The following is a 24,132-nucleotide window of genomic DNA, read 5'->3' on the forward strand; positions in this document are numbered from 1 at the left end:
TTCAAAATGACAGAATGGGGAATAAATAGGAGAATTTCCTTAAGAGGAAGAGTCATAACCATGTTCTTTAAAGCCAATCCTCATATTCCTCTTCCACTATATCGCTGATCAGCAGAGATTCAAACCTTCTGTATAGCTCCTGGATGTCGGGATTGCTGTTAATCAGCGGCAGCTTGTTTTGATAGTCCTCTTCCGACTTAAAAAAACTGATTTCTGTCCACTTTGTATCATCTATATTGTTTTTTAAAATTTTGGTCTGAACATCGATGTAATTCCGGTAGATTTGACCGGCTTTCCGCTGGATCAGCATCAGCTCCTGTTCGTTTTCCGGGCGGATATGATATTGATAGAGTTTTATATACATGGCGGCTCCTTTGGTTGCTGGGTTATGGGCGGAACTTGGGATGTTTTGAGCAATTTTTTGTATTTATGAAAGTAATTCCGATTTTATGGGCGATTTTATTGTGTTTATGGGCGAGATCCCCATTTTATGAGCGAATCCAGTTTTTGAGTGACATTCAGATAAAAAGATTCTCAACCCGCATCAGTTTTTCAATCTCCCAGCTTTTTGTAGAAGCCCAATGCTTCTATTAAAAACTCAATATCATACCCTGTCTTTTCATGAATCCGGGCTGCCCATTCTTCAATAGTATCAGCAGGGTCGTCATGATACAGGCCCTCTGTAGTACTGAGAAAGCTTTTCCAATTATAAAATTCCCAGTGGGCGGTTTCGTTTTTATAGGGAATCCGCTGTTCCAGTAATGCCTTTGGATAAATAGTGTTTTGAGATCGTTCAGCTGCTTCCAGGAAACTGTTCATGTCTGCTGCATCCGTATCATATCTCTGCCGCGATATTTTTCCGTTCGGGCGGTGATAGGCAATTTCCAACTGTCCGTCTTCAGATGAGACCTGAACATCTGCCGCCGGGAAAAATCCGCTTACTTTTTCCGGCGTAAAGTCTCTTGCCTCTGGATCAATCAATATGGGCTGCAGCCATTGATCGCCCAGATCGCATAGATAGCGGCGCCCCTCTTCATCCACTGCTACCACTGCCGCATGGGCAGAAGGTGTTTTCAATTCGTGGCCAACCGGATAGGCATGGATTCCAGCCTGCTTAAATTCATGAAGAAGCCAGATCGCAAGGTCAAAACAGTTTCCGGTAATGCCATATTGGGCACGGTGCTCCTTCATTAAGGAAACATCCCGCTGCTTTTTAATTCCTGCTTTATCGTAAAACCATGCTTTTGTCAGGGTCTCCATCGGAAAACAGTCAAACCTTTTCCAAATCGACAATATGGAATGGGGTGCGTTCAACATGATCATCCTCTCATATATCTACCTTTTTACTATTCTTTTTCGAATGTAAAATTCCTCTTCCTTTTGTTTGAACTGCGATGTATGATAGAGTATTTTCAGAAGAAAGCATTTAAAGGAGGCTTCATATGGCCAAGTACAGAGGATACATAGGGACATACACAAAGGGTGAAAGTGAAGGGATTTATTCATTTATTCTGGATACAGAAGCAGGCAGAATTTCCGATGTGAAAACGGCAGGGAAACTGGATAATCCCACTTATTTAACGATCAGCCAGGATAATCAATATTTATACTCGGTAGCCAAGGAAGGCGAATCCGGCGGAGTAGCTGCGTATCGTCTGGAAAGCAGCAGCGGTTCACTTGAGAAGATCAACAGCCAGGTGGCAGAGGGCTCTCCTCCTTGCCATGTCAGTGTGGATTCATCCGTACGTTATGTCTTCAGTGCAAACTACCATAAAGGGACAGTGGAATCTTACTTAACAAATGAAGACGGCTCTCTAAACCCTGCCGTTTCGGTTATTGAACATAGCGGATCAGGACCGGACAGCAGGCAGGAAAAACCGCATACTCACTATGCTGGACTTACTCTGGACGAAAAGTATTTAGCTGCAGTTGACCTGGGAACGGACCAGGTGATTACGTATGAATTGAATGAAGGCATTCTGAAGGAAAAAAGCATCCTGTCTGTAAAGCCGGGCAGCGGTCCGAGACACCTTGTGTTCCATCCAAATGGAAGGTACGCCTATGTGATGACCGAGTTTAGCTCAGAGGTTCTTTTGCTTCAGTATCATGAGGATGGGAGCTTCGTTCAAAAACAGGCTATTTCCACGCTTCCGGAAGGTTTTACGGAAAATAACCAGGGAAGTGCCATTCATATCTCTTCCGACGGCCGCTTTATTTATGCCGGCAACCGCGGGCACGACAGCATTGCTGTGTTCTCCGTCAATCAGGATAATGGAGAGCTTGCGTTTGTGGAACATACCTCCACAGAAGGAAACTGGCCGCGCGACTTTGTGCTCGATCCGACCGAAAAATTTGTGATTGGCTCCAACCAGAATTCCAGCAATATTGTTTTGTATTCCCGTGATGAAAACAACGGGACGCTTACACTGCTTCAATCAGATGTAATGGTTCCGGATCCGGTTTGTGTGAAGTTTTTACATGTGTAAGAAAAGCGGAAGATCCTTGCCCACCCCCGACACCTCGAGGGGGCAGGCTCTGGAGCTAGACAGGAAGAAATTGGGTGAGATACTGCATTTCGCAGAATCTCACCCAATTTTTATACACTTATTTTAAAGGCAATCTTCCCCCATTGTTCTGCGTTTTCCATTTTATCAAAAGCCTGCTCGAATTGATCAAGCATCAGTGCCTCATCCAGCACAGGCCTGATTTGATGCTTTTCAATAAACTGAAGCATTTCATGATACTCTTCTGCACTGCCCATTGTTGAGCCAAGCAGATTTTGCTGTGCGTAAAAGAGGCTGCGGAGGTTGAGTTGCAGCTGATCTCCTGTGGAGGAGCCAAATGTTACGATGGTGCCGCCATTACGCAGGATTTCGAGCGATTTATTGAATGTTGCCGGGCCAACTGATTCAATGACAAGATCGACTTTTTCCCCGCCAAGGACTACGTTCCAGTCTTCACTGCTGTTCAGGGCTTTATCCGCACCGAGTTCAAGCGCTCTCTGACATTTTTCCTCTGAACGGGAAGCTGCGTAAACAGTTGCTCCCGCTGCTTTTGCGAATTGCATTAAGAAGGTTGCCACGCCTCCTCCAATCCCGGGAATGAACACCTTCATGCCTGACTGAAGCTTTCCTCTTGAGAATAATGCTCTGTAGGCGGTTAGTGCTGCCAGGGATAGGACGCCCGCTTCCTCCCAGGTTAAATACGCCGGCTTAGGTGCTACGTTTTCAGCCGGAATGATGATATATTCGGCGAATGTGCCATGAAACGGCAAGCCGACAATTTCAAAGCCTGACGGCGGTGCATCACTTTTTTCCTTCCAGCCCAGCCCGGGATTGATGATGACTTCATCACCTGGCTTCACGTCTGTAACGCCTTCGCCGACTGCGTCTATGATTCCCGCTCCATCTGAACCGATGACAAGCGCAGGTTCTTCTGGCTTATGGCGGTTCAGAACAAATAAATCACGATGGTTCAAGCCTGCTGTTTTCAATTTGACTCTGACCTCACCGGCACCCGGCTCGGGCCTTTCAATTTCCCCATAAGATAATCCGGCGCGGCCTGCTTTTCCTTCATGAATAATCGCTTTCATTTCCTCCACCTGCTTTTCTTTAAAAATTTCGTCTATTCTATCATATCTTGAAAGTAGCAGGAGAAAAAAGCGATTTGCCTACTTTGTAGTGCTGAGCCTTAGTTTCACAAATTTTCTTTTCCCTGCCTGAAGAACTAATCCGTCTGTGATTTTCACGAGCATCTGAACATCGCCGACTTTCTCTCCGTCTAAACGGATGCCGCCGCCTGCAATCATTTTTCTCGCTTCCGTTTTGGAGGAAAGCAGGCCGAGGACGGCAATCAGGTCCGTAATGAGGACTTCATCTTCACCCTTCCATTCAGCTTCCGGGATCTCATCCGGCATGGCTCCCTTTTGGAAAATGGTTTTGAAATGCAGTTCGGCTTTATCGGCTGCACCTGTGCCATGGTACATGCGGACGATTGTTCTGCCTAAAAGCATTTTGGCGTCACGCGGGTGCAGTGCGCCGTTTTCAAGCCCATATGCAATTTGCTGTTTTTCTTTTACTGGCAGATCTGTTGCGAGATTGAAGTATTTTGCGATCAGCTCATCCGGGATGGACATGGTTTTGCCGTACATATTATTGGGATCCTCATCCACACCAATGTAATTGTTTTTTGATTTGGACATTTTCTCTTTGCCATCCAGGCCTTCAAGGAGCGGCATCAGGATGACCACCTGCTTTTCTTTTTGGAAATGCTCCTGCAGATGGCGTCCCATCAGGACATTGAAGTGCTGATCATTGCCGCCAAGCTCGATATCGCTTTCTAGAGCAACCGAGTCATAGCCCTGCATCAGCGGGTAGAAAAATTCATGAAGCGAGATCGGTTTGCCTGTGGCCAGGCGCTCTGAAAAGTCGTTGCGTTCCAGCAGGCGGGCAACTGTTATGCTGGCAGACAGGCGGATGACGTCTTCGAGCTGGAGGTCCGATAGCCATGCTGAGTTGTAATGAAGATCGACTTTCTCCATGTCCAGCACTTTACTGAATTGTTCGAAGTATGTTTTGGCATTATGCTTCACCTCTTCATCGGTGAGCTGGTTTCGGGCTGACGATTTGCCTGTCGGGTCGCCAATTTTCCCGGTGAAATCGCCAATAATCAGCTGGATGATGTGGCCGTTGTCCTGGAACTGTTTTAATTTATTCAGCACAACCGTATGGCCGATATGGACATCCGGCGCAGAAGGATCAAGCCCCAGCTTAATTTTTAAAGGCTGGTTTTGAAAAATGGATTTGGCTATTTTATTCTTCAGCTCCGCTTCCGGCAGAATCTCCTGGACGCCATTGCGGTAAACCTCCAGCTGCCTCTCTGCTTCGAATTTTTGTTCAGCTGTTAATTTTTCAATAAAATTCTCCATGTCCCCCATCCTTTCTTTCATTTGAATACAAAAAACCACGCCCCTAAAGAAAGGGACGTGGTTAACGCGGTACCACCCTTTTTGAAGATTGCTCTTCCACTCAGCCGATTAACGGTCCGTGCCGTTCCCTGCTACTATTGTTCACAGAGAAAGTTCAAGAAGGTAGTTCACTGTTATCTATATACTGATTTTCACCAGGCATCAGCTCTCTTCAACAGGGAGATAAGCAGCTACTTGTTTCTGTCATTACGTTAAAATTTGAAATTTTTATTATTTTAGCGGAATGGAGGGGATTGTTCAAGTGTTTTTTTCGCAAGCAATATTAAATGAAGTTTTTTCGGAACGAGCTTTAACCGTAATACTATATAAAAACCAGGAACATGCAATGCCCCTGGTCCATGCTTATTTCGTTATGATAATTGGTCCTTCTTTTGTGATGACAACGGTATGTTCACATTGGGCAACATGGCTTTTGTTAGGTGTGACGAACGTCCAGCCGTCGCTCATTTCCCTTACTTCTTCATCTCCGCTTGAGATAAAAGGCTCGAAGGCGACAACCATGCCTTCTCTTAACAGCTGCTTATCCCATGGATCAAAATAGTTCAGGATATGGTCCGGCTTTTCATGAAGGGAGCGGCCGACACCGTGTCCAGTCAGATTCATGATAACGTTGAATCCATTGTTTTTGGCAACTTTGTGAACTGTCTTTCCGACAAGGCTCAGCTTGCCGCCCGGCTTTAATTTTTTCAGTCCTTCATCGAATGCCTCCTGAGCCGCATCACATAATTTTTGCAGCTTCTCGTCTTCACCAACGACAAATGATAGGCCTGTGTCTGCAAAGTATCCATCTTTTGATCCTGAAACATCAATATTTACAAGATCGCCCTCTTTAATCACACGGCTTCCAGGAATGCCATGGGCCACTTCTTCATTCACGCTTATGCATGTGAAGCCTGGAAAATCGTATTCTCCTTTAGGGCCTGATATCGCTCCGTGCTTTTCAAAAAGTTCTCCGGCTATGTCATCGAGCTCCTTGGTTGTTACGCCCGGCTTTGTTTTTTCAATCATCACATCGCGAATCTCCGCGACAATTCTGCCGATTTCCTTTAGTTTTGCTAATTCTTCCTCATTTTTTACTATCATAAGAATCCTGCCTTTTCATTAGTTGTTATTTCTCTATTATAATCTAAATGTGGCGCGCTTAATAAGATTTCGCCTTTTCTCTTGCTAAAAACCTGATAATCAACAGGAAAGTGATAAGTCCTATTAAGGAAAACAGCAAGACTTCAAGCAGATGTCCTCCTTCATTTGATTTAGGAGGGCTAGGTTTTCTTGCTTCTCCGCTCAGTATTTGCCCGTAAAAATTCTCATGCCCTGATAAAATCCTGTCATCCTGCACTTGAACCATTCCATTGGGGCCTGCAACGGGTACAAGAAACCGGGCTTCCTTTGTTTTTTCCAAAAATAGCAGGAACTTGCCGCCTTCCTGCTGAAATTCCTCTGCCCATCCAGTATCGTTACTATCAATGCCTGCCGTTATGGTTTCTGCTGCTTCTCCTTTATATACCTTTTCGACTTGAAACTGTCTTTCATAAAAAATGCCCTTGCTTGATTTTTGTTTACTTTTAAAATTATATGTACCCAGCACAATAACTTGTGAGCGGGATTCAACCTTTTCAGGATGAAGTTCAAGCCATTTTGTTGCAAATGATGGTGAACTCCCTGCCAGAAATAGCACAAAAAGTATGAAGAACACCTTTCTCATTGTCTTCTTCCCTTCAATCATACCTTTGATTGAACAATCTGTTCACGCATCGAATGCAGCACACGCTTATAATAGTAATCCTGATGAGGGACAAAGTCCGTTTTCCTCACATTTAAGGAGTTGGGGATTCTTATGCCATTGTCTACTTGGAATCCCTCTGCCTCAGTGAATTCTTTTCCGCAGAACCACAGTTCATAAAAATCTTCCAGGGCAATCCGGTAAATACCCGTAACCTCTTCTGGCTGCAAGCTGAACTCCTCTAATAAATGATTGCTGTAATAAAGAAAAACATGGGCCAATTCTTTGTCGATAAAATTTTCTTTTTCCACGATATAATCAATGACGCCCAGTGGCACCAGGTCCGCAAAATCAACACGAATCCCCAGTTCTTCCTCCACTTCCCTCATGCCGTCCATGACAGATTCATTGCTTAAGAGGTGGCCAGCGGCGGTTATATCCAAAAGGCCTGGATAATCATTCTTTTCCTTGCTGCGGTATTGAAAATATATATAATCCTGATCTTTTTCCCTGCTGATGAACCAGCAATGAAAGGTTTCATGCCAGTGACCTTTTTTATGGACATCTTCACGGGTAGCCACACCGATTTGTTTTCGGCTTTCATCAAAAATATTCAGAAGTTCTGTCTCCAATTAAATGGCCTCCTTGATCATATAGCTATTGAATATTTCATGCGGGTCTGCTTGATATAAATCCCGATACCTCCTAATTTTCTCCTTCTCTGCATAATGCCTTACCATTTTATAAGCAAATGAATAGCCGGCAAATAACGGGATGCCCATCTCTTTATTGCCAAAACAGATTTTGCTTTTTAAAACCTCGTCTGCTGTACTCAGGTTTTGCCGGGCAATTTCTATATAATTCTGCTCGATTTCCTCAGTAAATTCTTTCTTCCACCAGCGTTTATCCTTATAAAGTGAAAGACTGAAATACTCAGCGCCCCCCTCCATTTTATACCAGTCCGCAAGAGTGAAGGTTTCCAATGTAAGATTGTAGATCGGATTTTCAGGGGAAGCATGATGGAGCTCATGGGCTAGCATATATTTTAAAAAGTCGGGGTCCGGCTGAGGCGGAATAGCAAGGATGATGGTATCTGGACCTATTGTGTAGCCATTTGTCCACAGTGATTGATCGAAATTCTGAAACCATGGGAAAGGAAGTGCAGGCACGATTGTTATGGTCAGGCTTTCGAAGTGAAGATGCCTCTCAGCTTCCTTGCACGTTTCTTCGATGATTGCTGAAATCTCCTCAGGATTCCAGCTGTATTTAATAGCCTCCGCTTCTGGCAACGCTGCAAATTTAAATAGCTGAAATCTATTGGCCAGCTGTTCCCAGTCCTGCATCCAGGATTTCCTGCCGATCAAGGGACTGATCTGAGATTGAAGGAAACCCTTTAGGTTAAGCTGGTTTTCAATTAGTTCTTCAGGTGTAATTTGATTGAGGGTGTACTTTATAGAAAGTCCTCCTTATTAGAGGTAAGCAGAAGGGATACCCAGCTTGCGGTATCCCCTGTCACTGCTTTCCTGATTGATTCTGATAATTCCGATGCACCATTCCGTAAGATTTGATCATTCCGAATCTTTCATAAAACCGCTGCAATTCAGGATCACACATGACGTCAATCATATAAATACCGTCCAGCTCTTCCAGCATACGGGTGACCAGCTTTTGACCGATTCCCTGCTGCTGGTAATCAGGTAGTACTTCGAGCAGCGGAATGTAGGCTGATAGCACTCCATCGCTGATTGCTGTGATGAACCCAGCCACTGCATTTTTATCACGGTCAACGGCAAGTACGATTTTCGTGCTGTTTTTTAGAAGCTTCAGATGTTTTTCTGGGCCCGGCGGATTTGGCCACCCATCAAAAAAACCTTCCAGCATATCTGCTGAAATTCCTTCTGAATTCACTGCATATTCGATCATTTTATCAGCTCCCTTTTATATCAGAAAGAAGCATTCAAAAATCCTCCTGACTCTTTAATACAATAAATTTTCGACAAATATGCAGGAAAAGCCTGTACATTTTTTTGAAAAATTCAAACAGGTCATTTTTCATTTACTCTTAAATTTATTAAAATAATGATAACAAACTTGGTTAAAGGGGCATTATGGATGCTTGAATTGCTGATTACAATGCTGGAGCGGCTCGGAATCATTGTCACCATTGCGCTGATTCTGACAAGGTTCCGCTTTTTCAGAGAGATGATTTATGGCGAAAGATTAAAACGGCAGCAGGAGTATAAAGCCATTCTTTTTTTCGGTTTCTTTGGCATCATTGGAACCTATTCCGGGCTGGCCTTCAATACGGACACACTGCAGTTTAACCGCTGGGCATCCGAGCTTGCTTCAGATGAAGCCATTGCCAATTCCAGGGTAGTCGGGGTCGTGCTCGCCGGATTGCTTGGCGGCCCTAAAGTAGGGGTTGGCGCAGGAATTATAGCAGGATTCCACCGATTTACACTTGGCGGCTTTACCGGGATTGCCTGCGGGCTGGCGTCCATAGTGGCAGGGCTGCTTGCCGGCTTTTTCCGACGGAAAAATGAACATGTGAAGCTATCCTCAGCCTTCTTTATTGGTGCAACAGCTGAAGCTGTACAGATGCTGATTATTCTTGGAATTTCACGGCCTATAGAAAAAGCGCTTGCGCTTGTCGAAATGATTGGAATTCCCATGATTATAGCAAATGGACTTGGCAGTGCCCTATTTTTGCTGATCATAAAAAATGTCATTAACGAAGAAGAAAAAGCAGGTGCTTTTCATGCACAAAAAACGCTTAGAATTGCTGACCAGACGCTTGCACACCTTCGTGAAGGCATTAATCATAAGTCCGCTCTGGCAGTCTGCCTGATTTTACATAAGGAACTTCACATGAAAGCAGTTGCGATCACCAATCACACCGAAATCCTTGCCCATGTCGGCCTGGGAAATGACCACCACCGTTCCGGAAGCCCGATCCAGACCCAGATCACACGGGATGTCATTCAGCACGGGGAAATTGTGGTTGCCAATGACCAGACCATTCACTGCCGGCAGGAAAACTGCCCTCTTGGCGCAGCCATTGTCGCTCCTTTAAAGCTTCGGGGCGAAACGATCGGAACGCTGAAATTTTACTTCACTTCTGAAAAAGAAATGACTAATCTCGTGATGGAACTGATCTCGGGGCTAAGTGTACTGCTCAGCAATCAGCTCGAGATCGCTGAGGCTGATAAAGCCTACCAGCTGGCAAAGGAAGCTGAAATTAAAGCGCTGCAAGCGCAAATATCACCGCATTTTTTATTTAATTCATTAAATACGATTATCTCCCTTGTGCGGATCGAGCCTGCCCAGGCACGGAAATTGCTCGTATCCTTATCGCATTTTCTGCGGCAAAACCTGACGGCCACGACAGTCAGCTGTACGACCCTTGAACAGGAGCTCAGACATGTAAGGGCTTATCTGTCAATTGAAGAAACCCGGTTTGTGGATCGGCTCGAAGTCATTTATGACATTGATGAAGATTCCCTTTTGGAAAGAATCCCGCCGCTCACTCTGCAGCCGATTGTGGAAAATGCCGTAAAGCATGGAATTAAGAACAAGGAACAGGACTGTATCATTATGATCAAAATTCAGAAACAGGACGGAATGACGATAGTAAAAGTGAAGGATAATGGACAGGGAATGAGCCGGGAAAGAGCCGAACAGCTCGGCAAGGAAACCCTGCAGTCAGAATCGGGCTCCGGACTTGCATTGTACAATGTAAACCGCCGGCTGACCATGATGTTTGGTGATGAAGCTTCGCTGCAAATTGCGAGCACACCAGGCATCGGCACCGACATTCAATTCGCCATTCCGCAAACGGAGGAAAAAGCTGATGGAAAAAACGATCCGAACCTTAATCGCTGATGACGAAAGATACAGCAGAGATGAATTAAAGCATTTACTTGAGGAATTTCCTGCTATCCAGGTTGTCGGCGAGGCTGAATCTGGCGAAGCGGCCGTGATGAAAGCCATCCAGCTTCAGCCGGACGTCGTTTTCCTTGATGTGGAGATGCCCAAGATGAACGGGATGGAAGCTGCCAAATCACTGCAGGAGCTGAAAAAAGTGCCGCTCATCATCTTTGCCACTGCCTACCCGCAGTTTGCTGCTGAAGCCTTCCGCTATGAAGCAACCGATTATTTACTGAAGCCATACGACGAAGAACAGCTGGAACAGACCATCAGGCGCGTGGAAAAATTGATTGGCTCCAAAAAAGAAAATGACCTCAGCAAGCCGTCCGGCAAGCTGGCTGTTGAAGAAGTTGGGGAAATTCTATACCTCGAACCAAAAGAAATCCTCTATATCTACCGGGATGAAAAAGTATCCAGGATTATAACCAGAACCGGGGAGCATGAAACCAAAACCCCGCTGAAAGATTTGGAGAGCCGGCTGCTTCCCTTCAGCTTTTTCCGGATTCATAAAAGCTATCTGGTGAATCTGGATTATGTCACAAGACTCACCCCCTGGTTCAACGGGGCATACCAGCTTGAGATGGAAGGACGGAATGAACTCTTGTCTGTGAGCCGGAATTATGTGAAGGCACTGCGGGTGCGATTGGAGTTGTAAAAAGCATCGGGGACGGTGCTTTTTTTGTGGGGGGTTAAGTTTGTGAGCAGTAATGCGCTGTTATTGTGTCGAATATAATGAATTTTCTATAGATTCCCACCCTTTGATGCATGTTAATCCCCCATCACTGCATTTTAATCTTTGTTTTTTACATGTTGGGCACAAATTGTTCAAATTTCCTCTTCTTCTTATATAATTTATGTAAACGCATTCATAAAGGAGGATAATGATGATTACTTTTTTAGTCTGTATTGCACTTTTAATTATTGGTTATTTTACGTACGGCAAGTTTGTTGAAAAAGTATTCGGTGTGAAGGAGGCACGGACGACTCCTGCCTACACGCATGCTGACGGTGTAGACTATATCGCTATGAGCACACCAAAGAACTCGCTGATTCAATTATTAAATATTGCTGGTACTGGTCCGATTTTCGGCCCGATTATGGGAGCGCTTTATGGACCTGTTGCCTTTATCTGGATCGTGGTCGGCTGTATTTTTGCCGGTGCTGTTCATGATTATTTAACAGGAATGATTTCGATCCGGAACCGCGGCGCGCATTTGCCTGAGCTTGCGAGCAAGTTCCTTGGAAAAGTTATGAAACATGTTGTGAACGCTTTCGCTGTTCTTCTTCTGTTATTGGTTGGTACGGTGTTTGTTACTACTCCTGCTGATCTGCTTTATGTGGTGATGGATCAGAAGATCTCACTAACACTAATCATTGCTGCGATTTTCATCTATTATATTTTGGCGACTTTGCTGCCTGTTGATAAAATTATCGGCCGTCTATACCCATACTTTGGCGCATTGCTTTTAATCAGCGCCCTTGGAGTAGGTATTGGTTTAGTGGCAACTGGTGCTGATATTCCGGAAATTTCACTGCAGAATTTCCATCCGGCTAACGCACCTATTTTCCCATTGCTGTTTTTCACTATCACTTGCGGTGCTCTTTCCGGCTTCCATGCGACACAGACGCCGATTATTTCCCGTACGACTCAAAATGAAAACCAGGGACGCAAGATTTTCTATGGCATGATGATTGCAGAAGGTATTATCGCTATGATCTGGGCTGCTGCTGCGATGAGTTTATTTGATGGATATAACGGTTTAAGTGATTTCCTTGCAAACGGAGGTCCTGGAGCAGTCGTCAGTGAAGCTTCCACTATGATGCTTGGAGCGATTGGCGGAACACTTGCCATTCTTGGAGTAGTTGTCCTTCCAATCACTTCCGGAGATACAGCTTTCCGAAGTGCACGTATGATTATTGCTGACTATATTAATTTTGCACAGAAGAAATTCTCAAGCCGTTTGTGGATCGCTATTCCTTTGTTCGTGATTTCTCTGGCACTTACTCAAATCGACTTTAACATTCTATGGAGATACTTCAGCTGGGCTAACCAATCAACTGCGGTCATCGCGCTGTTTGTCGGTGCCATGTACTTGTATATCGCAAAGAAGAATTACTGGATCTCTCTTATTCCGGGAATATTCATGCTGCTGATGGTTTTAACCTATATCTTTAATGCGCAAATCGGGTTCGGTTTATCGATGAATGCTTCCTGGATTTGCGGAGCAATCGGTACAGTCATTCTTGTGGCTCTATTCTTCTCCGCTGCTAAAAAGGCCCGGGCGAATAACCTGCCGCTTGAAGAAGATATTTCCGGCTGGAAGAAATCCGCTTAATGGGCTGCTGCAGTCCAAATTACAGAGAAACGGTAAATGAGGAAGAGAAGATAGTAAACAAAAAAGGCACAGATTCTCTTCCTCTTCCTGCCAAGTTGATTTTTGGTGTAATATCTTTAATCGGGTTATTCTTGTATTTAACTTAGCAAACAAAAGTGCACGTACATGCGTGCACTTTTCCATTTAACCAGAGGAGGCACTATAAAATGAGAATATTAGTTGTCGGAGCCGGCGCCATTGGCGGCTATTTTGGCGGAAGGCTTTTGGAAAAAGGCGAGGATGTAACGTTCTTGGTAAGGGAGAAAAGAAAGCAGCAGCTTGAGAAATATGGGCTTGTGGCGGAAAGTGTACATGGGGATATGAAGTTTCCTGAGCCGAAAACGATCCAGGCCGGAGAACAGGCAGATGCATTCGATGTCATCCTGCTCTCTACAAAAGCCTATCATCTTGAGGGAGCTATAGAGGATATCCGTCTATACACAGACGATAGTACTTTGATTCTTCCTCTCTTAAATGGAATTGCCCATATAGATGAACTGACAGCCGCTTTTGGGGAAACAAAGGTTCTTGGCGGCCTTTGCTTTATTGAAACCACTCTTGGTGAAAATGGGAAAGTGATTCAAACAAGCCCGGTCCATGACTTTGTTTTTGGGGAACGATGCGGCGAAAAAACGGAGCGGATCCTTAAGCTTCAAGAGGCTTTTTCAGGTACAAAAGCAAACTTCCGCCTCTCCGAAAATATCGAGCAGGAGATGTGGCATAAATACTTGTTTATCTCTACTCTTTCTGGCGTTACCTCTCTATTCCGTTCTCCAATCGGTCCAATCCGCGATCAGGCATTTGGATTTAATTCAGTTAAGGAGGTATTGAAAGAAGCATCTGCCATTATGAGGGGCTTGGATGCTCCGCTGGCTCACGGGATTGAAGATGCCCAGGTGCAAAAAATAAGAGAAATGGGCTTTGAAATGAAATCTTCCCTGCAGCGCGATATGGAAAAGCAGCAGGCAATCGAAGCAGATCATTTCTTTGGATATTTGCTGAAAAAAGCTGCGCAGCTGGATTTGGATGCTCCTGTTCTAGGTGCCATTTATGCGAACTTGAAGGTTTATGAGAATAATAGTTTATAAGCAAAAATCCGAGCCGGTCTCCCCGCTCGGATTTTTGTTCTATTATTTTTGGCTGCTGTTTGAATTATAGTAGAATTTCGCCGTGATGGATCCATCCGCATTTTCTTTAATGTCTGTTACATGGATTCCAGAATCAGCTGGCGTTGAGCTATAGCCCTTCCAGAAGTAGTAAGAACCAGTGTGAACATTCCCGGATACAGGTGTGATTTTTCCTCCGGTTTTGAAGAAATCGCCTGCATCACCGCGGTTTAGATTTTTCTCCAGGTCATACTTTCCATCTGCCTGAAGAACGGATAAACCATAGTGTGTTACCAGTGTACCATCGCTGGCAGTTTCTGATTGGTTGTACTGGAAGCGCTTATTCATCCAGTTTTCAACATTGTTTGGACGGAAGCCGGCCGTCTGGTACAGGTTGATGATGTTCTCATCTACGTGCCACGCCATTAACCCTTTAGAATCTGCACCCTGGCGAATTAAGCCTTTGTTAAAGCCATCCTGCTGAACGTTTTCAAATAGGAAGTATTCAGTCCCATTAGAGCCCGGCACTTCCATTTTGACGATGCCGTTGTCAGCAGTTGCTTTATTGATCGCCGGAAGCGTGATTTCTCGCACGCCCTCTTCAGGCTTCACTTCAATTGGATTTACCCATCCCAAGAATATCTTAGAGAACGGATCAAAGTGCGTTGGAGAGTTTCCTGCATATGCAGCAGCATCCGGATAGCGCATCCAGGAGCCGCCCGCCATCATCGAGTAGTTTCCTGCACCTTCAGAGCTGTAAACCGTATCATAGAAATCAGGCAAACCTAGCGCATGTCCAAATTCATGGGCGTAAACCCCGGTTTGTGCTGGGAATGGACCCGTTTTTGCCTCTTCTTTATAAGAATTTGTTGCAGCATCAAATCCGGCAACATTTCCGCCGATGCCCGGCTGGATGTTGTAGTTGTTAACCATTACGCCATCATAGGTCATATCTTCTGCAACGGTTTTATTAATCCAGGCTTCTTCTGACATTCCTTCTTTAACTGGTGCCGGTTTGCCAGTTTCATAGTATTTGCCATAGTAAAGCGCACTCAGGATATTCCACTTATGAGACCAGAACTGTGCCGGGTCACGGCTGAATTCAGCTCCTGTACCTTCATGAATAACGAAGATATTAGGAACTTCTCCATTCTCGGCATACTTCGAGAAGTCAACCTGCTGGTCTGCCGCTTTCAGTAAGTCACGAATGAATTCGCCTGTATGGGCATCTCCATTCACGTTGCCATTGACGTATGTACCATTTTCAGCAAAGGTACCTTCCTGATCCAAGTAATATGACGCACCTTTAGGCATTTCCACCCATACAAATTCGGTGTTTTCCTTGCGGACCAGGTTGGTTTTTCCATAGCTGGATTCTTTATAAGCATTTTGCATCGTGCGATCCTTCGGGACATTCTCACCATCAAATTTCTGGAATTGAGGAAGCTCATAAGGATTATACTCTGTTCCAAAAATTAAATCCTCATAATACTCAGCCGGAACTTGTCCAGGCATATCACCGACCGGCTCATCACCATCCGGATACTTTGCCAGAAGAACAAGAACCGGTATATCTCCTGTTGCTTCTTTATACGCCACATGATTGTCACCAGGCTGCTGGAACTTTGCTCCTGCCTTTGCTGCTTTCTCAGCCGGATCGACCTTTGATAAATCGATTCCCAATTCCTTTGCTTTTGCAGCAAGCTCCGGCGACGCACCAACATGGTGTGCAAGGCTGACTTGATACTTACTTTCCTGCTTTGCCTGAGTATCTGCCGGTCCCGCTCCTGCAAAAACGGCACTTCCTGCTAAAGCAAGGGATAAAGCTGAAGTGGATAGAACTTTTAACAACTGACTCACTCCCCTATAATCTATTTCTGTAATCTAAATAGTACAAAATATTCAGTATTTTCTAAATAGTAACAAAGGATGGTTCGGCAGAAAATACCGTAGTGAAAAAGACTTATTTTTCAGAAAAAGTTACAGGTGAAAAGATTATTTCGCTGTGAAATTTCCTTTAACTGTTTAATGATTTATAATAGAGGGATATGTAAATAAAGGAGACTCTAAACATGACTCATATAGAAGACAATGAACGAAAAAAAATCAGCCTTAAAGAAGCAATGAAACAGCAGCTTATGAATAAAAAACAAGAGCAGTCAGGCGGAAAGTTCAATAAAGCTCCGGTTAAATCGGCGAAAGCATTGAAAAGCCAGCAGACAAAGAAGACCAATAATCAGCGGAAACGGACGGGTGTGTAATGGAAGGGCAGAATCGCGCTGCAATTGCGCCTGGATTAAAAGTAAAAATTGTTCTTAAAAAGGATCAGCGGACAGGTGTGCTGACAGAAGGAATCGTGAAAGACATTCTAACAAAGTCACCTTCTCACCCGCACGGTATAAAAGTGAGACTCGAAGATGGACAGGTTGGCCGGGTAAAACAAATTTTACGTTAATAGGGACAGATCCCTTTCACTAGATTTGATTATACTGGGAGGAGACTATTGGTTACACTGATCAAGCCTTTACTGGTAAATATTACAATACTTTTTTCATTCACGTTTAACGGGAATTTGTTTTTTCCATATCAGACAAAGACCCCCCTCACCCTTAAACAAAAATTGATTTACGGACTGCTTGGCTCATTTGGTGCACTTTTGTGCATGTTTTATCCCATTGAAACGCTGGGGGAAACCCATTTTGATTTGCGTATGGTCGCCATCATGATCGTAACGCTGTATACAGGATGGCTTCCCGGATCTATTGTGATGCTAAGTACAGTCATTACCCGCTATTTAATTGGCGGACAGTTCATTTATATTGGAATTTTGGTTTCCATTCTATCTTTTTTGATTACAATTTCTTTAAGAAGAGTATTTATTAATTCCAAACATCGGGTGGTAACAGGGTCATTCATTCTGTTCTTTTATTTTTACCTTTATATATCCATTCTTGCTACAGCTGTCATTTTTCTGGATACATTCTTTTACCTGACTTACTTCGCGGCGTTTTACCTGACATTTATTGCTCTTATTTTTGTCATCGAAAACCTTTTCAGAACGAACAAACAGATCAGTGAAATGATGTATATGGATAAGCTGACAATGGTCGGCCAGCTGGCAGCTTCCATCGCACATGAAATTAGAAATCCTTTATCCACTGTGAGGGGCTTCATTCAATATTTGAGCCAGGATACGGCGGATGAGAGTTTAAAAAGGTTCTCCCCGCTCATAATTGAGGAATTGGATCGCACAAACAGCATCATTACGAACTATTTGAAAGTCTCAAAGCCCGAGCAGTTTCATCTGGCTAATGTCCCCTTGCATGACGTGATTCAGGATTGTGTACTGCTCATGAGGCCGCTTGCCTCTTATTCCAATGTTATGATTGAGTACGCGGATAAAGGACCTTTTTATGTTCAGGGAGATGAACACCACCTGAAACAGGCCATTATGAATGTGATCAAGAATGGAATAGAATCAGTTCCGGAAAAGGGAAGAATTCATATTTTCACCTCTGCAGATTATTTTCACAACACGGTTGAAATAACCATTGCAGATAACGGCCGGGGCATGACATCCGAGCAATTAGAGAATATCGGACTGCCTTTTTATACAACAAAGACGAAGGGAACAGGCCTTGGCAGCATGGTTACGAACAAAATCATCCGTGAAATGCAAGGAACGATTGAATATGACAGCGATATTGGCAAGGGAACGACAGTGAAAATTGTACTGCCCCTGCTGAAGAGTGAATAAGAAAAGAGAAACTGCAAAAAAAGAGTGCCTGTGTGCACTCTTTTGCTGTATTGCCTTTTAACCAAGCCGGCCCTGAACCGCAGGCTGGTATTTTCTCATCGGACCTTTTGCCAGAACATCACGCATATAGAAATCCCCTGCAGGATTTGTCTTTTTCAGCAATTCTAAGAGGTATGTAATATCATCCATCGCCCTATGTGTCTGGCTTTCTGCAATCTGGTGGGACTGAAGGAGCGTCAGCAGCTTGCTGTCTGTAAAACCATATTCCTTCCATGGAACACTTCTCATCGTGCAATACCATTTTAATTCGTTGATGTCTTCAGGATACATCCGGTATAAAAAACTGCGGTCAAAGGATGCATTATGAGCGAAAACGGAATCGGCATGAAAGAAATATTTTTTTATTTTGATATCATCAAAGCTTTTACCGCTGACAGCTTCATAAGGAATTCCGTGAACCCTGAAAGCGCGGCTGTAATTGTTTTTGGCCGATTTGCTGATGGGCTCCCGCAGGAATGCAGCTTTATCCTTAATATCAAGGATCTCTCCAGTATCCGCACGGTACGAAAACAGCTTTAATGCCAGTTCGATAATTTCATCGAAATTTGGTCCAAGCCCCGTCGTCTCCACATCCAGCAGCAGCCCCATCTTTTCCTGGTTTCTCATGGCCAGCCTCCTCTATACATTTTAAACTAAGCATATAATAGAGGAGTGCTGAATGCCAGCGGAACCGCTCTTAGATCTTTTTATCGTTTTTTAAGCGGTCCACATAGTCGGCATGATAATTCTGATGGATATACTCGCGGTTTTTCATGGAATAGAAATATCCTGTGGAAAGAGACAGAAATGCGAACAGAAACCCTACCCCAAAACCGAAGGTATGGTAGCCCATGACAATGCTGACAACGGTAGTGAGCAAAAGCACCAGCAATATATAAAATAAAATATTTTTGCTTTTCAAGGATGTTCCTCCCCTTATTTCAATACATTTTTTAAAAGAAACTGTCTTTTTATTATACCAAATTCGAAACAAATCTGCGGTTTTCTCCGTAAGAATAGTAAGGAGGTTTTTACCATGATCGGACTTGTCATTACACAGATTGCAGTGATCGCGCTCTTTCTGATTCTCGGGTGGGCTGTGAGATTCAAAATGGCTTACTGGCTCATTTCCGGATTCGCATCGCGGCCCGAAGAAGAGAAAGAAACATTAATAGAAAACAGGTATCCGCAAAAAATCGGCAGCCTTCTCATCGGCACCGCTATCGGAATGCTGGTGCTTCTGCCTCTATCGTTTATCGAATTCAGATTTGCAACCGAAGTGCAATTCGGCTTCATGCTGGTCATATTGCTTGGCGGACTCATCTACTTATCCAGATATGAAGTGCCGGCAAAAAGAAAACGCAGTTATCTAATTGCCAGCATTGTCTTCATTGTAACGTTTGGCCCTATCGTTTATCTGACCTTCTCCAGTCATAAAGGCTATGAAATGGCATTAGCAGAGCATTCATTTGAAATTTCCGGGATGTACGGAGATGAATGGGATTATCGGGATATTCAGTCCGTGCAATTATTAGAGGAGATGCCTGAAGTAACCTGGAAACAAAATGGCATCGGCCTCCCTACCCTTGCACAGGGACATTTCAAAGTGACCGGCTATGGCAGCAGCTTATTATTCATCCAAAAAGACCATACGCCCATTCTATACATTGAGTTCAAAGATGAGCAGATATTTGTTAACAGCAAAGATTCCTCGGTAACTCAGAGCTGGTATGAAGAGCTCAAAAAAGAAGCGGAATAACAAATGAAGCCGCCGGCATAGCATTTCGGTGTCATTTAGTTGAAGGTTTATTGAATTCAATCCATAATTGGATAAACATAGTAAAAATGGGAGGTGCGTCGAAAAGTGTCATATTTACTTCTAATCATTGGATTTGCCCTTTTGATAGCAGGGGCAAACTTTTTTGTGGATGGCGCTTCAAAAATTGCCGGGTTTCTCAAGATTTCTCCGCTGCTGGTCGGGCTGACAATCGTTGCGTTTGGAACAAGTTCGCCTGAAGCCACAGTCAGCATTCTGGCAGCGATGGGTGGCAGTGCCGATGTGGCCATTGGAAATGTCGTCGGCAGTAATATTTTTAACATCACATTGGTTGTCGGTATTACCGCCATGATTTTTCCCCTGAAAGTAGAAAGCACAACCATCCGCAAGGAGATTCCATTCACTTTGCTTGCCACAGCCGCACTTATGATTTTCATTAGTGATACATATCTGAACTCTATCGGCAGCAATGTGGTTTCACGCAGTGATGGCCTTGTTCTGCTGCTGATTTTTGCTGTATTCATGTACTATTTATTTGAAGTGGCCCGGGAAAGCCGAAGCAGTACAAAAGCTGATCCTATTAAAACAAGCGCCGGCCAATGGACGAAGCAAAGCCTTTTGACGATTGCCGGATTGGCTGCCATTATCTTTGGCGGTGATTTGGTAGTCAGAAGCAGTACAGAGATTGCCTACTCTTTGGGAATGAGTGAAACATTGGTCGGCTTAACGATTGTTGCCATCGGGACTTCTCTGCCGGAACTGGTGACCTCTGTCGCCGCAGCCATAAAAAAAGAGAGCGAGATTGCCCTTGGGAATATTGTAGGGAGCAATATTTTCAATATCCTATTTGTCCTAGGGGCTTCAGCTGCCATATCGCCGCTTCCTGTAGACCCTAAAATGTTCATCGATATTACGATTTTAATTTTAATCACTTTTGTGCTCCTTATCTTCTCAAGAAGCCAATATGCTGTAGGAAAATATGAGGGCGGCTTTCTCGCTGCCTCTTACATTATGTATTTGATTTACATCATTATGCGGAATTAATGCCAGCGCCGGTCCGATTGGGGCCGGCGTTTCTTTTAAGCGGAGGTTGTTTCTGAAAAATACTGCTGCTTTCCCGGCTTCAGCAGCTGCCAGCAGACATAAAGAGAAAGGATTAAATTCAGGACTGCTAAAATGACAATCGTATAGCGGAGCGGAAACAGATCTCCGAGAACACCGATTCCAAAGAGCAGGATAATCTGCGCCAAGCTTTGGATAACACCGATCACACTCGTCATTCTGCCCATGATTTCCACAGGCACATTATTCTGATAAAAGGTTTGGTATCCCGCACTTGAGAAAGCATTAAAGATGCCGAGGACAGTAAATCCAATGACCACCATCATAAAGGAGTCTGCCAAGGCATAAATCAGATAACCCGCCGCTGTCAAAAGCATGCCATAGCCCATAAGCTGTTTAATGCTAAGCACTTTTGAAACGATGGTAATAAAGAGAGCTCCCAGCGCAAAGCCAATCCCGCTGATGCTGACAAGGAAACTATAATCCGCTTCTGTCAGCCCCACAACATCCTGGATAAAAACAACCTCCTGGGAATCCATTGCGAGTGAGAACAAACCGAATGCCAGGAAACACCCGTAAACAGAAATGATAAAAACCTCTCTCCCAGCAAACGTGATGACCTGCTTCCAATCATCCCGGAGCGTTTCATAGGCTGATGTTTGTACTGAAGGGGACTTTAACTCTTTATCCATGTCCGGCAGCAGCCAGATGATGACAGCTGAAAAGACAAAGGAAGCCGCATTTAAAAAGATGGCTGTCTCTATGGTTCTAATCAGAAATAATCCGCCTGCGATGGCTGGCCCGACGATGAAAGCGCCTGAGGTAACAAGACTGTTGATGGAGTTGAACCTTTTTCTGCTTTCGATCGGAACCAGCTTGGTTATATACGTGGTGGAAGCCGGCATAAATAGTGCCTTTGCCATACTGATTAGAAAGAGGACTGCATAAATGAAGCCAATGCTTCCCAGAAACGGTATCAGCGCTACACCCAGCGCCCTGGCCATATCCGTCCAAATCATAATGCTCTTTTTATTTTTCCGGTCAATCATGCCCCCGCTCCACGAATTGGTTAAAACGGAAGTGACAGGGCCTATGATCCATAATCCTGCCACAGCAGCAGCTGAGCCGGTCATGTCATAGACAATCAAATTAATAGCAATCAGGTAAATGAAATCTCCCAGTCTGGATATTCCAATCCCCGTCAGCAGGAAGGACGCCATTTTCCAATTAAATTGTTTCATAGATCACCTGCATATATTTAAAATTTTCCCAATTATTAGTATATCATAAAAAAAGCCCTGGAGAGGAATCTCCAGAGCACCTATTTCTCAGCCAGCTGCTGATTTTTTTTGGTAATGAACGTTCGTGCCAACACTTCTTAACCCGGAAAAAAATCTTGCGGAGAAGATGATTGCAGCCACAACGATAAAGATTCCGCTGATGGCGCCTACCTGATCGGACAGTACCCACTGCGGCAGGTGCTCCGCCCATCTTCTTGGTGCACTGATTCCGCCTGCATAAAGAAAAGAGCCTACAAACCCCGTAAAAAAGGAAAAATAGAGAGCGATTGTGAACGTATCGATTCCCCTGTGCTGCTGATTGCCTTCGGTCTTATTAAAATAATACATAAACCCAATAATCATGGCGACTACACCCATTCCCATATACGTATGGAAATGACCCGGAACCCATTTCGTGTTATGCATCACATGATTGACAACAATGGTGGCATCAATGATGGCCGGAATCGCTCCTGCCACCCATCCGAACATAGAAAGGAAAAACAGGCTTGAGGCAAAGTCCCATTTCATCCGCGAGCGATAGACAATCATCAGCGCTCCGTAAGCCGTAACGACCATAACGGGCAAGCCGTTTGCATAGGAAAACACCTGCCCGATGATGAGCATCCATTTTGGTACTGCAAAGTCCATCAGCAGATGGTGCGTATAGATCATTAAGGTAAAAAGTGTCGAGCAGTTCCAAGCAATTAAAAAGACTTTGTTAGCTTTCCATGGCCGTTTTGTATATTCTGAGAGGACCTCATATACGGCAATAACAGCCATATAGATGGTGCAGTTGGCAAAGATATGGCCGAATGCATAGGTAAGATGCTTGGCAAGCAGAGGGTCCATTGTGACGGCCGGATTGATGATATTCACTAGGGATGCTGCCAGCACGGTTGCTCCTGCCAGCAGGGCAGTCGAATTGGTGATGATGACCATGGCTGTCGCCACTACAGCAGCAGGCGGCCCGTATCCTTTCTTCCCCCTGAAAATGATATCCCATCCAAGTGCCTTTCCAAGGCCCCCATAAACTGCTGTCAGCCTCGCAGCCAGGTACATGTAAAGAATTAAAAATCCAATGCCAAGAACCAGCATGCCCGATAAGAAGAATACCGCCCCTGCCGCCCCATACATTTTGGCTGACTGGGCAGGAAGCGGATATAAAAATGTCCAGCCATCGGAAAAGTCAAAGACAAAAATAGCGATTAGAACCATCGTGACTCCGGTTAAAAAAAGGACAAAGTTTACAATGAGGATGGCAGGGTTCAGTTTTATGTATTTAGACAGGAAGTACCATAAGATGGCCGTTCCGCCCAGTGCAGCGATGCCAACCATGCCTGTTCCGTGCGCAGTCATGATTTTATAAAACCACTGCGGTGTGATGCTGATCATTTCACCCTGATTCATCAGCATTATAACACCAAAGATCATCATAAGAATTAAGACAAGTGAAGTTACAGCCAGATGCCAGACCACTGTTTTCTTGGCTAAAGGGTGAATCGCTTCATTCATCAGACGCTCCCCCTTCCGGTTCGACAACAATTTCTTTAACCATCACATGATGTCCGGCTGAACAGTATTCAAGACATAATATTTGATAAGTTCCAGGTTCTTTAAAAGTATAATAAACTGTATTTGTATATCCAGGCATGGCCTGAGTTTGAGCGACAAGCTCCATATTCTCATTGTATAAGCCAAAACCATGGGTAACATCCGAGGCTGTCACATCAAATTGGACTTTATCTCCTGCTTTGAATGTTTCCTCACTCATCTCCCATGCATATTGGACTCCAGTTACCTTCACTGCTTTCGTTTCATTTAAGCCTTCCGCTTCGGCCTGATTGCTGTCGTACGGCAGCCTGCCAAGCGTCATAACAGTGGCAAAAGCCATAATGGCAATTAGCCCGAGAAAATAAAATTTCCTGATCTTATATCCTTTTTCCTGGATGGTGCTATACTCTCCGCTGCGCTTGGATTCACCGTAGACAAACGCAAATGCCAGCCCCAGCAGGAACACAAAGAAAACAGTCGCATACATGGCGATTTGCTGATACATTCATACCCCTCCAATAAAATTTTCAAATCCCCCAAACCTT

General features: G+C 44.3%; 25 protein-coding genes and 1 other annotated feature. Of the genes, 10 read left to right on the forward strand and 15 right to left on the reverse strand.

The window, feature by feature from the left end:
• Positions 1–67: 67 nt before the first annotated feature.
• Both QUF73_12590 and QUF73_12595 read right to left on the reverse strand, forming a co-directional pair.
• The gene (locus QUF73_12590; GenBank protein MDM5227043.1) at positions 68–364 is read right to left on the reverse strand and encodes a hypothetical protein; all 297 of its coding nucleotides are present in this window, start codon (positions 362–364) and stop codon (positions 68–70) included.
• Between the two features lie 188 nt (positions 365–552).
• Positions 553–1,317, reverse strand: coding sequence for a hypothetical protein (locus QUF73_12595; protein ID MDM5227044.1), 765 nt, complete (start codon positions 1,315–1,317; stop codon positions 553–555).
• Between the two features lie 125 nt (positions 1,318–1,442).
• Between QUF73_12595 and QUF73_12600 the strand changes: the two genes are divergently transcribed.
• The gene (locus QUF73_12600; protein MDM5227045.1) at positions 1,443–2,486 is read left to right on the forward strand and encodes a lactonase family protein; all 1,044 of its coding nucleotides are present in this window, start codon (positions 1,443–1,445) and stop codon (positions 2,484–2,486) included.
• A gap of 110 nt (positions 2,487–2,596) precedes the next feature.
• Here the strand turns inward: QUF73_12600 and QUF73_12605 are convergent, their stop codons facing one another.
• The 7 genes from QUF73_12605 to QUF73_12635 form a co-directional block, all read right to left on the reverse strand.
• Positions 2,597–3,592, reverse strand: coding sequence for a zinc-binding dehydrogenase (locus QUF73_12605; GenBank protein ID MDM5227046.1), 996 nt, complete (start codon positions 3,590–3,592; stop codon positions 2,597–2,599).
• A 78-nt stretch (positions 3,593–3,670) separates the two neighbouring features.
• Positions 3,671–4,927 (reverse strand): tyrosine--tRNA ligase, encoded by a 1,257-nt coding sequence (gene tyrS, locus QUF73_12610; GenBank protein MDM5227047.1) that lies wholly within the window; start codon positions 4,925–4,927, stop codon positions 3,671–3,673.
• 48 nt (positions 4,928–4,975) lie between these two features.
• Positions 4,976–5,183: a binding site (T-box leader), on the reverse strand.
• Positions 5,184–5,329: 146 nt separating this feature from the next.
• Complete coding sequence (gene map, locus QUF73_12615) at positions 5,330–6,070, reverse strand: type I methionyl aminopeptidase (GenBank protein MDM5227048.1); 741 nt, start codon at positions 6,068–6,070, stop codon at positions 5,330–5,332.
• A gap of 58 nt (positions 6,071–6,128) precedes the next feature.
• Positions 6,129–6,692, reverse strand: a complete 564-nt coding sequence (locus QUF73_12620; protein MDM5227049.1) for a hypothetical protein — start codon at positions 6,690–6,692, stop codon at positions 6,129–6,131.
• Positions 6,693–6,709: 17 nt separating this feature from the next.
• On the reverse strand, positions 6,710–7,342 hold the full coding sequence (locus QUF73_12625; GenBank protein ID MDM5227050.1) for an NUDIX domain-containing protein: 633 nt from the start codon (positions 7,340–7,342) through the stop codon (positions 6,710–6,712).
• Positions 7,343–8,053, reverse strand: a complete 711-nt coding sequence (locus tag QUF73_12630) for a DUF2268 domain-containing putative Zn-dependent protease (protein MDM5227051.1) — start codon at positions 8,051–8,053, stop codon at positions 7,343–7,345.
• Positions 8,054–8,222: 169 nt separating this feature from the next.
• Positions 8,223–8,633, reverse strand: a complete 411-nt coding sequence (locus QUF73_12635; protein ID MDM5227052.1) for a GNAT family N-acetyltransferase — start codon at positions 8,631–8,633, stop codon at positions 8,223–8,225.
• A gap of 189 nt (positions 8,634–8,822) precedes the next feature.
• On the opposite strand from QUF73_12635, the gene QUF73_12640 reads away from it, so the two are divergent.
• The 4 genes from QUF73_12640 (at position 8,823) to QUF73_12655 (ending at position 14,100) form a co-directional block, all read left to right on the forward strand.
• A complete protein-coding gene (locus tag QUF73_12640) occupies positions 8,823–10,592 on the forward strand; it encodes a sensor histidine kinase (GenBank protein ID MDM5227053.1) in 1,770 nt (589 codons plus the stop codon).
• Positions 10,561–11,292: a LytTR family DNA-binding domain-containing protein gene (locus QUF73_12645; protein MDM5227054.1), complete on the forward strand. Its 732-nt coding sequence runs from the start codon at positions 10,561–10,563 to the stop codon at positions 11,290–11,292. Before QUF73_12640 ends, QUF73_12645 begins: the two co-directional genes overlap by 32 nt.
• A gap of 229 nt (positions 11,293–11,521) precedes the next feature.
• Positions 11,522–12,973: a carbon starvation CstA family protein gene (locus tag QUF73_12650; GenBank protein MDM5227055.1), complete on the forward strand. Its 1,452-nt coding sequence runs from the start codon at positions 11,522–11,524 to the stop codon at positions 12,971–12,973.
• 206 nt (positions 12,974–13,179) lie between these two features.
• A complete protein-coding gene (locus tag QUF73_12655) occupies positions 13,180–14,100 on the forward strand; it encodes a ketopantoate reductase family protein (protein ID MDM5227056.1) in 921 nt (306 codons plus the stop codon).
• A 42-nt stretch (positions 14,101–14,142) separates the two neighbouring features.
• Here QUF73_12655 and QUF73_12660 read toward each other — a convergent pair whose 3' ends face one another.
• Positions 14,143–15,969 (reverse strand): M6 family metalloprotease domain-containing protein, encoded by a 1,827-nt coding sequence (locus QUF73_12660; protein ID MDM5227057.1) that lies wholly within the window; start codon positions 15,967–15,969, stop codon positions 14,143–14,145.
• A 221-nt stretch (positions 15,970–16,190) separates the two neighbouring features.
• Between QUF73_12660 and QUF73_12665 the strand changes: the two genes are divergently transcribed.
• Genes QUF73_12665 through QUF73_12675 form a run of 3 tightly spaced genes read left to right on the forward strand, consistent with a single transcriptional unit; the run spans position 16,191 to position 17,875 of the window.
• Positions 16,191–16,379 carry a hypothetical protein gene (locus QUF73_12665; protein ID MDM5227058.1) on the forward strand — a complete coding sequence of 63 codons (189 nt, stop codon included), beginning with the start codon at positions 16,191–16,193 and terminating at the stop codon, positions 16,377–16,379.
• The gene (locus tag QUF73_12670) at positions 16,379–16,573 is read left to right on the forward strand and encodes a YwbE family protein (GenBank protein MDM5227059.1); all 195 of its coding nucleotides are present in this window, start codon (positions 16,379–16,381) and stop codon (positions 16,571–16,573) included. Before QUF73_12665 ends, QUF73_12670 begins: the two co-directional genes overlap by 1 nt.
• 48 nt (positions 16,574–16,621) lie before the next feature.
• Positions 16,622–17,875 (forward strand): ATP-binding protein, encoded by a 1,254-nt coding sequence (locus QUF73_12675; GenBank protein MDM5227060.1) that lies wholly within the window; start codon positions 16,622–16,624, stop codon positions 17,873–17,875.
• Between the two features lie 57 nt (positions 17,876–17,932).
• On the opposite strand, the gene QUF73_12680 is transcribed toward QUF73_12675, so the two are convergent.
• Both QUF73_12680 and QUF73_12685 read right to left on the reverse strand, forming a co-directional pair.
• The gene (locus tag QUF73_12680; protein ID MDM5227061.1) at positions 17,933–18,541 is read right to left on the reverse strand and encodes an exonuclease domain-containing protein; all 609 of its coding nucleotides are present in this window, start codon (positions 18,539–18,541) and stop codon (positions 17,933–17,935) included.
• Positions 18,542–18,611: 70 nt separating this feature from the next.
• Entirely contained in the window at positions 18,612–18,836 is a 225-nt protein-coding gene (locus tag QUF73_12685) for a hypothetical protein (protein ID MDM5227062.1), read from the reverse strand.
• 114 nt (positions 18,837–18,950) lie between these two features.
• On the opposite strand from QUF73_12685, the gene QUF73_12690 reads away from it, so the two are divergent.
• Together QUF73_12690 and QUF73_12695 are read left to right on the forward strand one after the other, a co-directional pair.
• Complete coding sequence (locus tag QUF73_12690; GenBank protein ID MDM5227063.1) at positions 18,951–19,673, forward strand: DUF3784 domain-containing protein; 723 nt, start codon at positions 18,951–18,953, stop codon at positions 19,671–19,673.
• 105 nt (positions 19,674–19,778) lie between these two features.
• Entirely contained in the window at positions 19,779–20,735 is a 957-nt protein-coding gene (locus QUF73_12695; GenBank protein MDM5227064.1) for a calcium/sodium antiporter, read from the forward strand.
• Positions 20,736–20,770: 35 nt separating this feature from the next.
• Here QUF73_12695 and QUF73_12700 read toward each other — a convergent pair whose 3' ends face one another.
• The 3 genes from QUF73_12700 to QUF73_12710 all read right to left on the reverse strand — a co-directional run bounded on the left by QUF73_12700 (position 20,771) and on the right by QUF73_12710 (position 24,092).
• Positions 20,771–21,994, reverse strand: a complete 1,224-nt coding sequence (locus tag QUF73_12700; GenBank protein MDM5227065.1) for an MFS transporter — start codon at positions 21,992–21,994, stop codon at positions 20,771–20,773.
• A gap of 87 nt (positions 21,995–22,081) precedes the next feature.
• Positions 22,082–23,548 carry a cbb3-type cytochrome c oxidase subunit I gene (locus QUF73_12705; protein ID MDM5227066.1) on the reverse strand — a complete coding sequence of 489 codons (1,467 nt, stop codon included), beginning with the start codon at positions 23,546–23,548 and terminating at the stop codon, positions 22,082–22,084.
• Entirely contained in the window at positions 23,541–24,092 is a 552-nt protein-coding gene (locus QUF73_12710; GenBank protein ID MDM5227067.1) for a cytochrome c oxidase subunit II, read from the reverse strand. Before QUF73_12710 ends, QUF73_12705 begins: the two co-directional genes overlap by 8 nt.
• Positions 24,093–24,132 lie beyond the last annotated feature (40 nt).

This window comes from Cytobacillus sp. NJ13 (assembly GCA_030348385.1).
In the GTDB taxonomy this organism is placed as follows: domain Bacteria; phylum Bacillota; class Bacilli; order Bacillales; family Cytobacillaceae; genus Cytobacillus.